Annotated in this window: 11 protein-coding genes; 5 read left to right on the top strand and 6 right to left on the bottom strand. The window is 58.7% G+C overall.

From position 1 onward, the window contains the following. Positions 1 to 173: 173 nt before the first annotated feature. The 3 genes from HY011_08470 to HY011_08460 all read left to right on the top strand — a co-directional run bounded on the left by HY011_08470 (position 174) and on the right by HY011_08460 (position 2,829). Positions 174 to 1,130 carry a phosphoesterase gene (locus HY011_08470; GenBank protein ID MBI3422962.1) on the top strand — a complete coding sequence of 319 codons (957 nt, stop codon included), beginning with the start codon at positions 174 to 176 and terminating at the stop codon, positions 1,128 to 1,130. Between the two features lie 378 nt (positions 1,131 to 1,508). Beyond that, on the top strand, positions 1,509 to 1,883 hold the full coding sequence (gene queF, locus HY011_08465) for an NADPH-dependent 7-cyano-7-deazaguanine reductase QueF (GenBank protein ID MBI3422961.1): 375 nt from the start codon (positions 1,509 to 1,511) through the stop codon (positions 1,881 to 1,883). 43 nt (positions 1,884 to 1,926) lie between these two features. Beyond that, complete coding sequence (locus HY011_08460) at positions 1,927 to 2,829, top strand: zinc ribbon domain-containing protein (protein ID MBI3422960.1); 903 nt, start codon at positions 1,927 to 1,929, stop codon at positions 2,827 to 2,829. Positions 2,830 to 2,832: 3 nt separating this feature from the next. Here the strand turns inward: HY011_08460 and ribB are convergent, their stop codons facing one another. From ribB to HY011_08430, 6 genes are all read right to left on the bottom strand, one after another. Continuing rightward, complete coding sequence (gene ribB / locus HY011_08455) at positions 2,833 to 3,963, bottom strand: 3,4-dihydroxy-2-butanone-4-phosphate synthase (GenBank protein ID MBI3422959.1); 1,131 nt, start codon at positions 3,961 to 3,963, stop codon at positions 2,833 to 2,835. A gap of 62 nt (positions 3,964 to 4,025) precedes the next feature. Continuing rightward, positions 4,026 to 4,670, bottom strand: a complete 645-nt coding sequence (locus HY011_08450) for a riboflavin synthase (GenBank protein ID MBI3422958.1) — start codon at positions 4,668 to 4,670, stop codon at positions 4,026 to 4,028. 5 nt (positions 4,671 to 4,675) lie between these two features. Then, a complete protein-coding gene (locus HY011_08445) occupies positions 4,676 to 5,359 on the bottom strand; it encodes a (d)CMP kinase (protein ID MBI3422957.1) in 684 nt (227 codons plus the stop codon). 146 nt (positions 5,360 to 5,505) lie between these two features. Further along, entirely contained in the window at positions 5,506 to 6,537 is a 1,032-nt protein-coding gene (locus HY011_08440; protein ID MBI3422956.1) for an aminotransferase class I/II-fold pyridoxal phosphate-dependent enzyme, read from the bottom strand. Between the two features lie 150 nt (positions 6,538 to 6,687). Beyond that, positions 6,688 to 7,830 (bottom strand): radical SAM family heme chaperone HemW, encoded by a 1,143-nt coding sequence (gene hemW, locus HY011_08435; GenBank protein MBI3422955.1) that lies wholly within the window; start codon positions 7,828 to 7,830, stop codon positions 6,688 to 6,690. Continuing rightward, the gene (locus tag HY011_08430; GenBank protein MBI3422954.1) at positions 7,827 to 9,659 is read right to left on the bottom strand and encodes a hypothetical protein; all 1,833 of its coding nucleotides are present in this window, start codon (positions 9,657 to 9,659) and stop codon (positions 7,827 to 7,829) included. Before HY011_08430 ends, hemW begins: the two co-directional genes overlap by 4 nt. A gap of 469 nt (positions 9,660 to 10,128) precedes the next feature. Here HY011_08430 and cpaB point away from each other — a divergent pair, with 469 nt between their 5' ends. Together cpaB and HY011_08420 are read left to right on the top strand one after the other, a co-directional pair. Beyond that, positions 10,129 to 11,031 carry a Flp pilus assembly protein CpaB gene (gene cpaB, locus HY011_08425; GenBank protein MBI3422953.1) on the top strand — a complete coding sequence of 301 codons (903 nt, stop codon included), beginning with the start codon at positions 10,129 to 10,131 and terminating at the stop codon, positions 11,029 to 11,031. Positions 11,032 to 11,039: 8 nt separating this feature from the next. Next, on the top strand, positions 11,040 to 12,605 hold the full coding sequence (locus tag HY011_08420) for a pilus assembly protein N-terminal domain-containing protein (protein MBI3422952.1): 1,566 nt from the start codon (positions 11,040 to 11,042) through the stop codon (positions 12,603 to 12,605). Positions 12,606 to 12,687 lie beyond the last annotated feature (82 nt).

The raw sequence follows: 12,687 nt of genomic DNA, 5'->3' as shown, positions 1-12,687 counted from the left end.
GATTCGGTCAAGCCGTTCACGTGCTCTCGCGCTGGCGACGATGCAAAAGCCCTGGTGAGGAACGCGCCGTAGAGCAGTAGCGCTTGCATCCAGCGGTTGCCAGCGCGTAAGCTGTCGCATACTTCCGAGACCAGCCACAGGCCCAAACAAAAAGGAATTTGCAGACACTACCCATGAAAACGCTCAAGATTTGTTACCACGGCAACTGCTTTGACGGAGTCTCATCCGCTGCCGTCTTTGGCCGCTTTTACCGCGAAAAGATTCACCCGGATTGGGCGCAGACCTTCATGCCCATGATGCACCGCGCCGGTGCGCTGTTTGACGAAGCCGGGTTTGACGGCGACGAAAACGCCATCGTGGATTTCAAATTCAGCAACTCGGCGCGCCTCACCTGGTGGTTCGATCATCACAAAAGCGCCTTCCTGACGCCCGCCGACGAAGCCCAGTTTCGCGCCGACACGAGCGGCAAAAAATTTGTGGACGCCAGTTATAAATCGTGCACCAAATTCATCGCCGACACCGCACAACAGAAATTCGGGTTTGATCCCACGCCCGTCGGCGAACTGATCCACTGGGCCAACATCATTGACGGCGCGTTGTATGACAGTCCCGCCGTGCCGGTCGAAATGAAAGAGGACGCGCTGCGGCTGGGGTTGGTCATCGAGAACGACCGTGACACCGCGCTGGCCGAACAGATCATCCGCGACTTGCAGGTGCGGCCCATAAGCGAAGTCGTGCGGTTGTCTTATGTCGTCGCGCGCATCGAACCGCTCTATGAACGCCACTTGCTCGCGCAAAAGATCATTGCCGAGCATGCGCGCGTCATCGGCCCGGTCGTGTTTTTCGACGTAGCCGGCTACGACATGGAAGGCTACAGCAAATTCATCCCGTATTATTTGCACCCCGAAGTGACCTACAGCGTGAGCGTTAGCCAGTCGGTGTTTCGCTCAAAGATTTCGGTCGGATCGAGTCCCTGGGCGCCGCGCCCGCGCACGCACGACCTGGCCGCGATTTGCGAACGCTACGGCGGCGGCGGCCACGCGGTTGTCGCCGCCATCTCGCTCGCGCCGGAGCAGTTGGAAGAGGCGCGGACGATTGCGGCGGGGATTGTGGAAGAGTTGCAGAAGTAATCAGCATAGAGAGTGTGAGCAAGTGGCATCGTGTCATGCTGAAAAGCCCCAACGGGGCGAAATTTAATAACCAGGGGCAACGCCCCTGGTGAGGAGAGCCGGAATTTCTCAAGCCCTGAAAGGGCGAAATAGGCGTATGAATTACGCCCTTTCAGGGCTTGAATTATTTGGTAAACGGAACCCAGGGCGTTGCCCTGGGCTATTGAATGTCGCCCTTTCAGGGCTTGAAGCTCACTTGCTTACGCTCCTCATGATGTTTGTTATTGAGGAGTAATTGAGTTGGCTAAAAAGAAAGCAAAAGACCAGAGATCACTGCTGCCCTTGCGCGAGATTTCGCCCGAACAGCATCTCGAAATCCGCTCGACGCCGGAAGCCGAGATGAATCTGGTACCGCTCGACACGTTTGCCTACGAATATCCCGGCAAGCGCATCGAGATCGAATTCACCATGCCGGAATTCACGGCGATTTGTCCGTTCTCAGACTTCCCGGACTTTGCAACGATTCAACTGACGTATGTGCCGAACCTGCGCTGCCTCGAATTGAAATCGCTGAAGCTCTACATCAATTCGTTCCGCGAAGTGAAAATCTTCCACGAGCACGTGGTCAATAAAATCCTGGCCGATTTCGTTGCCGCCTGTGACCCGCTCGAATGCCACATCGAAGGCGATTTTCACGTGCGCGGCAACATCAAGACCGTCGTGCGCGCCGCATACGTCAAGCTCGGCGGAACAAAACGGCGCGGCAAGACGTAGTCACGACCGCATTCAAAACCCCAACGAAAGCGAGCGACCCGTTATGTATTGTCCGAACTGTTCGACCAAAGCCGTGCCCGGCCAGCGTTATTGCCGCAGTTGCGGCGCCAACTTAGGCGCGATTGTGGATGCGATGGAAGGCAAAGGCGGGCAGATTGATTTCGAGACGCTCAAGGCCGATTTGAAGGAATTGGGTAAGAATTTGAGCGTAGGGTATAAGCAAGTCAAAGAGAATCTCAAAGCACAGACGAACAAACTCAACCAGCCTAACCAAAGCGGGCAGCAGAATTGGTGGGTTGCGGGGCAAGCGCAACCGCCTGTTTCGCTTGCGACTGCCGCAACGCCAGCGACGCCCACAGCGCCAGCGGCTACTCTCCCGCCTCAAGTCGTCCGCGAAATGCGCAAGACGCTCAAAGACCTGCGGCGGATGTACAACAAGGTCAAACTCGCCAACACGCGCAAACACAGTTTGCAACAAGGCATGCTTTCGATTTTTGGCGGCGGGGCGTTGATGTTTGCCTGGCATGAAATACTGCAAAGGGCGCTGCTTTCCGGTTTCCTCAACAACATTGAAACGGCCATCAATACCAGCGGCAATGTGCATTTTCCGGTGGTCGGGATTCCGCAGGTCTTGGCGAGTTTGTGGGTGCTGGGTCTGATCCCGGTGGCGAAAGGCGTGGCGCATGTGATCAACGGCGTCTTTTTCGCGCCCAAGCCAGAGGAGTTACAGGAAGCGCCGGAGCCGCAATGGCAAGAGTATCAAGCATCGAGTTTCAACTATCAGCCACAACCGTCAGCGATGCCATCCGCCGTCGAAACGCCCAGCGTCATTTCAACCAACGAACTCGAACGCGACGCCAATTCGATTCCGGCGGCCAAACAGCCAATCAGCGTAGTTGAAGACGAGACGAAGCGTTTTGAAACGCAAGAGGCCAAGCCCGCGTGAACGTCATTGCGTCAGCGGCACGTGCCCGACTATCTCCAGATCGAAGCCTTCCAACGCGTGCAGTTTCGGCGGACGATTCGACAACAGCTTTAATTTCCGAATGCCCAGTTCGTGCAAAATCTGTGCGCCCGTGCCGTAATCGCGCACCTCGCGCAGCGGGTCGCGGCGGGCTATTGTCGGCTCGCCCGCTTCATCCAACGCCTGATAGCCGCGCAATTGATCGGCCAGCCCGACGCCGCGCATTTCCTGTTTCAAATAGAGCACCACGCCGCAACCCGCCGCGCGGATGTGTTGCAGCGCCGTTTGCAACTGCGCGCCGTAATCGTCGCGCAAACTGCCAAACACATCGCCTAACACTGATTGCGTATGCACACGCACCAGCGTCGGCTCATCAGGTTTGATCTCGCCCAAGACCATCGCCAGATGCACTTCGCCGTTGAGCATGTTTTCAAAGGCGACCGCGTTGAATTGCCCGTGAATCGTTGGCACACGGGCCGCGGCGACGCGGCGCACGCAGACCTCGTTGCTCATCCGATAGCGAATCAAATCGGCGACCGAAATAATGCTCAGGCCGTGTTTAGCCGCGAAGACTTCCAACTCGGGCAAGCGCGCCATCGTGCCGTCATCATTCATGATTTCGCAGATAACGCCCGCTGGCGTCAGCCCCGCCAGCCGCGCCAAATCTACGCTGGCCTCGGTTTGGCCTGGCCGCATCAACACGCCGCCATTGCGCGCGCGCAGCGGAAAAACGTGGCCGGGCCGCACGATGTCCGCAGGTTTTGACGCCGGATCAACCGCCGTCAAAATCGTGCGCGCGCGATCCGCCGCCGAGATGCCGGTTGTCACGCCGGTGCGTGCCTCAATCGAAACCGTGAACGCCGTACCGAAGCCGGTGCCGTTCTCAGCTTCCGAAACTTGCAACGGCAAATTCAGGAAATCGCAACGCGCTTCGGTCAGCGGCAAACAGATCAAGCCGCGCCCTTCGCGCGCCATGTAGTTGATGATTTCGGGCGTGACCTTTTCGGCGGCGCAACACAGGTCGCCTTCATTCTCGCGGTCTTCGTCATCCACGATGATGACGAGGCGTCCGGCGCGGAACTCTTCGATAGCTTGTGCGATAGGTGCGAAAGGCATAGTGCAGTTGGCAGTTGGCAGTTGGCAGTTGGTTCTCTGCGCATGCTCAACCGCGAGCTGGTTCAGTAGCCAAGTTCGGTCAGCTTTTCCAGCGTCAAGGTTTCTTTGCGTTGCGGTGAGTGTGGTTGCAGCATTTTTTCAACGTATTTGGCGATGACGTCCACTTCCAGATTTACCAGCGCGCCGCGTTCGAGTGCGCTCAGGTTCGTCATCTTCCACGTATGCGGAATCACCGCAATCTCGAACCAGTCATCACCGAGCGCCGCCACAGTCAGGCTAATGCCGTCCACCGCAATTGAGCCTTTCTCGACGATGTAACGCGCCAGTTCGGCAGGGAAGCCGATGCGTACCGTCCAGCCTGCGCCAACGGGCTGGGCTTCGCTGAAGCGGCCCGTGCCGTCCACGTGGCCTTGCATCAGGTGGCCGCCCAGCCGCGTCGTCGGCAACAACGCGCGTTCCAGATTCACGCGCGTGCCGGTGCGTGCCTGTTGCAAGCTGGTGCGGTTCAGCGTTTCCGCCGACAAATCAGCGGCGAACCAATCCGCGCCTTGTTCGACGACGGTCAGGCAGACGCCATTGATAGCGATGCTGTCGCCGAGTTTGGCGCCGGTCAGCACAGCTTGCGCGGCGATTTCGAGCCGCGCGCCGTTGGGGCTGTGCGCGAGGCGGCGGATGTGTCCGAGTTCTTCGACAATGCCCGTGAACATAACAATCAGCGTTCAGCTTTCGTTGCGATGAGCGCCAAAATCTTTTCGACTACTTCCTCAATCGTCAGTCCTGACGAATCAATGTAGATCGCATCCGCCGCCTGCGCCAACGGCGAATCGGCGCGCGTTTTGTCACGGTGGTCGCGCGCTTCGATCTCAGCTTGCGTCACGGCAAGCGGGCCGGTGTCGAAGCCTTTTGCCAGCTCGTCGGTGTAGCGCCGCTCGGCGCGTGCTGCGGCACTGGCGTCCAGATAGATTTTGATTTCGGCGTTGGGGAAAACCTGGGTGCCGATGTCGCGCCCTTCCATCACGACGCCGCCCGCGCGGCCCAGCGCCTGTTGTTGCGCGACCAGCGCGCGGCGCACTGCCGGGATGGTTGAGACCTGCGAGGCCGCCTGGCTGATTTCCGGCGCGGCGATTTCGGCAGTGATGTCACGTCCGTCCAAGCGCACGCGCATGGCGTCTACGGCACCAGTTAATTCGATGCGCGCGGTTTGGGCCAGCGGGCCGACGCGCTCAGCGTCTTCAGGTGAGAGACCTTGCTGCAAGGCTTTCCAGGCCACGGCGCGGTACATCGAGCCCGTATTGATGAAGAGATAATCCAGGCGGCGCGCCAGTTCTTTGGCAATCGTGCTTTTGCCCGCGCCTGCCGGGCCGTCAATGGCGATGATGAGTTTGCGGTCAGTCATTGATGGTTGGAAAAATTTGGTCACGAATGGGGAAAGAGATTACGGAACAGACGGAAATAACGGAACACACGGAAAAAATCCTTAACCCAGCCCCTCTTTTCAGTCTGTTCCGTTATTTCAGTCTGTTCCGTAATCTCTCTTTCAGCTCACGCACTCAAAATTTCGCGCGCGAATGTCAGCGTCTGTTCAATGTCGGCGCGGCTCACGTCGTAATGCGTGACCATGCGCATCTCGCGCGCGTTAATGCCATTGGCCAGCACGCCGCGCGCTTTCAGTTCCTGTGTGCATTGCGCCGTTGTCAGGCCGGTGCCGCTGATGTCGAAGATCACGATGTTGGTCTGCACGCGTTCTGGGTCGAGCGCGACGCTGGGCAGTTCGGCCAAGCCTTGCGCCAGCCGTTTGGCGTTGGCGTGATCTTCGATCAAAAGCTTGGGTGATTCTTCCAGCGCCAGCAATCCTGCCGCCGCCAACACGCCGACCTGCCGCATGCCGCCGCCGAGCAGTTTGCGCACGCTGACGGCTTCTTTGATAAACGCCTGGCTGCCGGCAATCAGCGAGCCGACCGGCGCGCCCAGGCCTTTTGACAAACAGAACATCACCGAATCGAAAGGCTGCGCAATCTCAGCGACAGTCGTATTCAGCGCCAGCGCCGCGTTGAATATGCGCGCGCCATCCAGATGCACGGGCAAGCCCAGCGCGTGCGCGCCGTCACAAATCGCGCGGCTGGCATTGAGCGAAAGCGGCGCGCCGCCGGCCATGTTGTGCGTGTTTTCGAGCGCGACCAACGATGTCGGCGTGACGTAATAGGGCGCGCTGTGATGAATCGCAGTGCTTATCAAATCCCAATTAAGCAAGCCTTCCTCGCCGCGCACCGGGCGCAGGATGACGCCTGAGAGCACGGCCGCCGCGCCCATTTCGTAATTGAAAATGTGGCTGCGCTCTTCCAGCACGACTTCGCTGCCGGGGCGCGTGTGCAGCCGGACGCAAATCTGATTGCCCATCGTGCCGGAGGGGACAAAGAGCGCGGCCTCTTTGCCCAGCAGTTCCGCCGCGCGTTCTTGCAAGCGGTTGACGGTCGGGTCTTCGCCGTAAACGTCGTCGCCGACTGCGGCGTCGGTCATCGCGCGGCGCATGGCGGGAGTGGGTTTGGTGACGGTGTCGCTGCGTAAATCAATCATGGTGGATTTGAGATTTGGAATTTGAGATTGAGTTAAATCGAATCAAGCCGTTGAAACCACGGGGCGCACGTGGGACACGGGGAAAATCACCGGTCAATCAATGTCCCCGTGATCCCGGTGCGCCCCGTGGTTGGCAATGTTGCGCGCTGCTTAAACAAATGCCGCAAAGACTTCGTTCGCCAGCACCTTGCCTTTGCGTGAAATCTTCAGCGTGTCGGCTTGCCATTCGATCAACCCGGCTTCATCCAGCCGGGCCAGGTCTTCGCGATAACGTTCGCGCGCATTCACGCCGAAGCGTTGCTGATGCTCGCGCAGGTTGACGCCGTCTTGCAAGCGCAGCCGCAGGAAAAGATGTTCGCTCTGCCGGTCTTCATCATTGAGCACGCTGGTTTCAGCCACGGGTGACGCGCCGCTTTCCAGCTTCGCCAGATATTCGTGGATGTTGCGCGTGTTCGACCAGCGCGATTGGCCGTCGTAGCCCGCCGCCGAAACGCCGAAGGCCCAGTACGGCGCGCCTGTCCAGTATTTCAGGTTGTGCCGCGATTCGCGCCCGGGCCGCGCCCAGTTCGAAAGTTCGTAATGCGCGAAGCCGTGTTTTTCGGCCTCATCCAGCAGCGCGTAATACATCGCCACGGTCAAATCTTCGTCAATCGCGCGCAACTCGCCACGCTTGATGCGATGCAGCAGCGGTGCGTCTTGATAGAGTTCTAGCAGATAGACCGACAGGTGGTCGGGCGCGATGGCAAAGGCTTCCTGCAAATTACGCTGCCAGGTGGCGGCCTGTTGTTCGGGCAATCCCGCGATCAAATCCAGGCTGACGTTGTCGAAACCGGCTTGGCGCGCCAGTTGAATCGCGTCACGCGCCGCCTGCGCATCGTGGATGCGCCCGATCATTTGCAATTCGTCATCGGCAAACGATTGCACGCCGAAGCTCAGACGATTGACGCCGAGCGCGCGCAGGTCTTGCAGGTATTCGAGCGAAACGGAACCGGGGTTGGCTTCGGCAGTGATTTCGGTGTTGGGCGCGAGGTCGAATTGCGTGCGGCAGCGTGTGATGAGACGGTCGAACTGTTCGATGCCGAGTGTGGTGGGTGTGCCGCCGCCGAAATAGAGCGTGTCTGCGGCGCGCATTGCGGCGCGCCGGCTGAAATCGGTGTTGCTGATTTCAGCCAACAAGGCTTGGACGTAACGCTCGGCCAATTCTGCTTCATAGCCACCGGTGGCGAAGTTGCAGTAATGGCAGCGCGCGGCGCAAAACGGAATGTGAATGTAGATGCCCGCAAGGTCTGTCATGCCGATGGCGAGTATAGCACGCGGCCCGCGCCGGACTTTAGGCGTAGGGTGACAAGCCACAACACCCAAACGACGAATAGGAGCCAGGCCACAGCCGAAATGCGCCGCGCCCAAACTTGCGCAGGCTGGCGGATTTCGTAAGCGAGCGTCAGCGTGTGTTGTCCGGCGGGCAGATCAAGCAGCAGCAAGCCGCTGCCGGTTTCGGTGTTGAGTGTGACGGCGTTGCCATCCAGCCGCGCGGCCCAATGCGGATAGGCGTATGTGTTGAGCCGCACGCGCACAGGCTCGGTATTGTCCAAACGGAATTCGCGGTGTTGATTGGTCAACTGTTGCGCCACGATCTGCCCGCGCCCGTTGACGAAGCTCAGTCCGCCATATTCTTTGCTGGCCGCATACAACAACGCATCGGCGCTGAGCGGGCGGAAATAGATTTGGTTGGCGAGAGCAGCCAGATAGGTGAACTCTTCCTGATATTCCAGTTCGCGCAATTGTTCGATGGTGATGGGCGGGCGGGCTGGATTTTCCAGGTGCTTGATCAATTCGGCGCGCGCGATTTCGGCCTTGGTGTGTTTGGCAATGACGTAGGTAAAGAGGAAATTGCCGAGCAGCAACAGGGCCAGCGCGCCCGTTAGCAGCTTGCGGCTGTTGGCAGAAAACTCCGTGCGGCAGGCGAGGAAAGCGGCCAGCAATAAACCGCCGCATAAACCGACGATGGGTTGCAAGCGCCAGGGGAATTGGATGTATGCGAGTCCGGGCAAACGTTCCCAAAGCAGCAACGAAACGGGCAGGGAAATCAGTAACCCAAAGGCCGCGAGCGCGAGGCAAAACCGCAGCAGCAAGCGTTGCGGCTGTGGTTGGGACTTGCGCCAGAAGGCCAATCCAATGATTGCAATCAGCGCCGTTTGCAGCACGGTGATCCAACTCGCCGCCCTATTGAGTTCGGCCCAGGCTTGGTGAAACTGTTGGCTATCTGGCGCGGCGGCGAACAGAAAGTAATTGCGAAAATCTTGCTGTGCGGTTTGCAGTTTCACCTGCACCCAACTCATTTCCAGTTGTTGCGGCAGCAGGAAGAAGACGGTCAACGCCAGGGCCAGCAGCCCGGCCAGCAGCAGGTTTTTCCAGCCGCGCCAACCCGCTTCAGGCAAATAACACAGCGCCAGCAAGCCCACGGCGATGGCGCACAGAAACGTGGTGATGACGTGCGTCAAGACAATCAGGCTGAGGCTGAAGGCGAAGAGCGCCGTGGCGTGTTTGACTTGCTCGCCCAGCAACAAACGGTGTGTGGCCAGCAAGGCCAGCGGCACGAACGCCAGCGCCAGGCCATTTGGCAAAAAGGCGCGGTGCAAGGTCAGCAGCGCATACGCGGGCAACAGCACATAGAGCGCCGCTGCCAGCACGCTCGCCGTTTTGGGAAAGAAGTTGCGCGCCAACAAATAGGCATTGATTTGCGCCAGCAGCAGACAAACCAGCGTGCTGACTTTCAGCGCATTGATGAAATCGGTTTGCAGCAGCTTCGCCGCCAGCGCGGTCAGTCCATAAAAGAGCGGCGGATAGAACGTGAAAAACGCATCGCCGCGTCCGCCATCCAGAATGCCAGCCCAGCGTGGCAGCCAAGCGCCTTCGGCCAGGCTTTGGGCATAGGCGCGGGTGAGTTGGTAATGCGCGGGCAGATCGCCTTGCGCGCCAAAGGTCGGATTGTTCAACCGCGCATACGACACCCAAACGGCAACGAGCAGAAAGAAGCAAACCAGCGTCAGCCCTTCTTTCAAACGTTGCGCACTGAAACTGGCGCCAGCCTTTGCGAGCGGCAGGGAGATGGATTCGGACATGCGGGAAACCTCGCGGGGATGCGCGAAAGATATGGTGGGATGCTAGGAAACTACGGGCGCATTTCTTACCACAAGCGCGCGCGTGGCCGGTAGCAAAAAGATGCTTGACGGAGTCTTGCGCACGACGGGTCAAAATTTTTATGTTGCTTGGCTGGCAGGGCATGCATAGAATGCCCCGCGTCATCCAGTGCTTTCGCGTTGGCAAAAAGATTAAGGGTTGCATCAGCGACAAGCATTCAAACCGGAAACGCGCCAAAATATCATCCCCTGAATACGTCCCAAACACAGCGAACTTGGTAGATCGGCCGATCGTTCGCACATCCCCTTGCCAGGAATTTACAGACGCACAGCATCCTTAAATTGGCGCGAACTTGGGCTTCGTGCGTGTGCCCACGCAGGCCGGTGTTCCAGCAAGGCCTGCGGCGTTTGGTTTCGGATGCGCGGCATCCGAGGTGAGGAGCAAGTGGTGATGGATAGACGGTTTTGGATTGCAGTGATCGGTGCGCTGTGCTTTGGATTGCTTCTGACGCAAGCAGTCCGGCGTTACTTGCAAACCAGCATTCAAGCCCGCAGTGCCGAAGAATTGACTGAAGTTGTTGTCGCGTTGTCGGACATTCCGTTGGGCAGTGAAATCAATCCGCAACAAATAGGTTTGGCGAAATATCCAAAAAGCCTGCTCTCGCCTGAATCGGTATTTGAGCGCCACGCCGTGGTTCACCGCGTCGCTTTGACTGAGATTCCTGCGCTGACGCCTGTGCTCAAACGCCAATTGGCTGCGCTGGGCACGCCGGTTGGCTTAAGTGGCTTATTGAAACCAGGCTTGCGCGCCGTGGCCGTGCGCGTGGATGAAACCAGTGGCAATAGCGAATCAACCAAGACGAATGATTATCTGGGCAGTTATGTGGACGTGATTGCGATTATGCCGCCGCCCCTTGAGAACGCGAAGCCGGTCTCAAAAGTGATCCTGCAAAACATCCGCGTGCTGGCGGGCGGCGACGTTGCGCAAACGCGCAAAACAGTTTGGGGCAAGGTGGTTTGGTTGGAGGTTACGCCGTCGCAGGCCGAAAAATTGAAATTGGCCGAAGCTGAGGGCCGCTTGCAGCTTTCGATACGCAACGCCACCGACCGGCTGGTGGAAACGACGCCCGGCGCGACACGGCGCGATGTGCTGGCAGATGCGGCGCTCGAAGCGCGCGCCGCCAATGATTTGTTGCGGAAACCGGCAGGATTGCGTCCCCTTTCTCAGCGGCATACTCTGCCGGCAGCGACGCCTGCTCCGGCTGCTTCCGACAGCGGGACGCCCGGCGAAAAGAAAGGCCCTTCCATTGAACTGATCGAAGGCCGCAAGCGCACGCGCGTCGCGATTCAATAGGTAGCGTTATGAAATTTCAGCACCAAAAAAACAGACAGGTCGCCCGGCTGCTTTGGCTGCTGCTGGTCTTGCTGGTTGGGCGGAATGCCGTGCAGGCGCAGGCACAAGAACGCCTGACCTTGCAGGCATCCTTTGCCAACAATGCGTTGCCGCTGAAACTGGATGTGCTGGTCGGGCAAACGCGCGTGGTGGATTTTGATCAGCCTTATGAACGTGTGGCGGTTTCGGACAGCAACATTGCTGAAGTCGTGCCGGTTTCGGAAAAGCAATTTCTGCTCAATGGACTGGCCTTCGGTCAGGTCAATGTCGTGGCTTGGGCCAAGCGCCCAGCTACCGAAGCGCAGGCGGGTGAACCCGCGCGCTTGTTGATTTTCGATGTGTATGTGCAGGTCAATCTGACGCTCATTGACAATCAAATTCGGCTGCTCTTTCCCAACGAAAACATCCAACTCAGCCAGGTGCCCAACGGCGTGGTGCTTTCCGGCAGCGTGAGCAAACCCGAAATGGCGGAGCAGGTGCAAAAGATCGTTGAGGCGACCGGCCTGAAGGTCAACAACCTGCTCAAAGCGCCTGTGCTGGATACGGCCCAAGTGCAATTGCAATTGCGCATCGTCGAAGTGGAGCGCCGCTTGGTGCGCGATTTGGGCGTCGCCAATGGGCTGGTCAGTAACACCGTGCCGGCCATCGTGAATACGCGCGCCGCAGGCGGCCCCAGCGGGTCAGGGCTGGGCGGTGGCGTTGATCCGAAGCGCCCGCAAGGGTTTGGGCTGGCCAATTCGTCGGTCAATGTTTGGTTGAGCGGTCTGGGTACGGCAGGGGCACCGGCGTTTATCCGCACCTTGCGGGCGCGTGGCGCGTTGCGTGAATTGGCTGAGCCGACGCTGATTGCCTTGGACAGGCAGCAGGCGAGCTTTCAAGCGGGCGGCGAATTCCCGGTGCCGGTGTTACAACCTGCCGGACCAACAGGCGCGCCGCCCATCACGGTGCTGTTCAAAGAGTTTGGCATCAAGCTCAATTTCCAGCCGACCATTTTGGACGAGAATCATATCCGGTTGGCGCTGGAACCCGAGGTTTCGAGTCTGGATTTCAGTGCGGGCGTAACCGTGCAGGGGCTGGTGATTCCGGGGCTGCGCATTCGCCGCGCCAAGACGACGCTGGAATTACGCGATGGGCAAAGCTTTGTGCTGGCCGGGTTGATTGATAGTGTCGAGCAAGCCAATTTGGCGAAAGTCCCGGTCTTGAGCCAGGTCCCGATTTTAGGCGAGTTATTCAAGAGCCGCAGTTTCCAGCGCCACGAAACGGAATTGATCTTTATCGTGACGGTCAAAACCGTCGCGGCGCTCAATGCCGATCAATTGCCGCAGGTCGCCGCTACCAAACCCGAGGTGTCTAAACTGCCGGTGGAAAGTATCGAAGGACAGGCCGGGCATGCGCTTTCCGGCAAACAGGGGCCGGAAATTTTGGTGCAAGCGGGCGTGAGCGGGCCAAGCAAATCGGAAGGCAAGCCAGAAGACAAACCGGAAACGAAGACGGAAAAAGCGCCCCCCAAACCACCGAAAAAAGATAAACCGTGATACCTCCACGCCAGCGCGAAGGCGCCGGAAAAGTGAGATGTGCTAGCGAAAGCTAGGCGCAGGTGATGGGTGCGGGTGAAAT

The sequence above is a fragment of the Acidobacteriota bacterium genome, assembly GCA_016196035.1.
In the GTDB taxonomy this organism is placed as follows: Bacteria; Acidobacteriota; Blastocatellia; order RBC074; family RBC074; genus JACPYM01.
The sequence above is the reverse complement of the archived record's forward strand: the minus strand, read 5'-3'. Positions and strand labels throughout refer to the sequence as shown.

Bases quoted from the DNA above. Each gene is read 5' to 3' on its own strand.
- HY011_08460 (MBI3422960.1), top strand. From the start codon at position 1,927: ATGTATTGTCCGAACTGTTCGACCAAAGCCGTGCCCGGCCAGCGTTAT.
- queF (MBI3422961.1), top strand. From the start codon at position 1,509: ATGAATCTGGTACCGCTCGACACGTTTGCCTACGAATATCCCGGCAAG.
- HY011_08430 (MBI3422954.1), bottom strand. From the start codon at position 9,659: ATGTCCGAATCCATCTCCCTGCCGCTCGCAAAGGCTGGCGCCAGTTTC.
- ribB (MBI3422959.1), bottom strand. From the start codon at position 3,963: ATGCCTTTCGCACCTATCGCACAAGCTATCGAAGAGTTCCGCGCCGGA.
- HY011_08450 (MBI3422958.1), bottom strand. From the start codon at position 4,670: ATGTTCACGGGCATTGTCGAAGAACTCGGACACATCCGCCGCCTCGCG.
- hemW (MBI3422955.1), bottom strand. From the start codon at position 7,830: ATGACAGACCTTGCGGGCATCTACATTCACATTCCGTTTTGCGCCGCG.
- HY011_08420 (MBI3422952.1), top strand. From the start codon at position 11,040: ATGAAATTTCAGCACCAAAAAAACAGACAGGTCGCCCGGCTGCTTTGG.
- HY011_08445 (MBI3422957.1), bottom strand. From the start codon at position 5,359: ATGACTGACCGCAAACTCATCATCGCCATTGACGGCCCGGCAGGCGCG.
- cpaB (MBI3422953.1), top strand. From the start codon at position 10,129: ATGGATAGACGGTTTTGGATTGCAGTGATCGGTGCGCTGTGCTTTGGA.
- HY011_08470 (MBI3422962.1), top strand. From the start codon at position 174: ATGAAAACGCTCAAGATTTGTTACCACGGCAACTGCTTTGACGGAGTC.
- HY011_08440 (MBI3422956.1), bottom strand. From the start codon at position 6,537: ATGATTGATTTACGCAGCGACACCGTCACCAAACCCACTCCCGCCATG.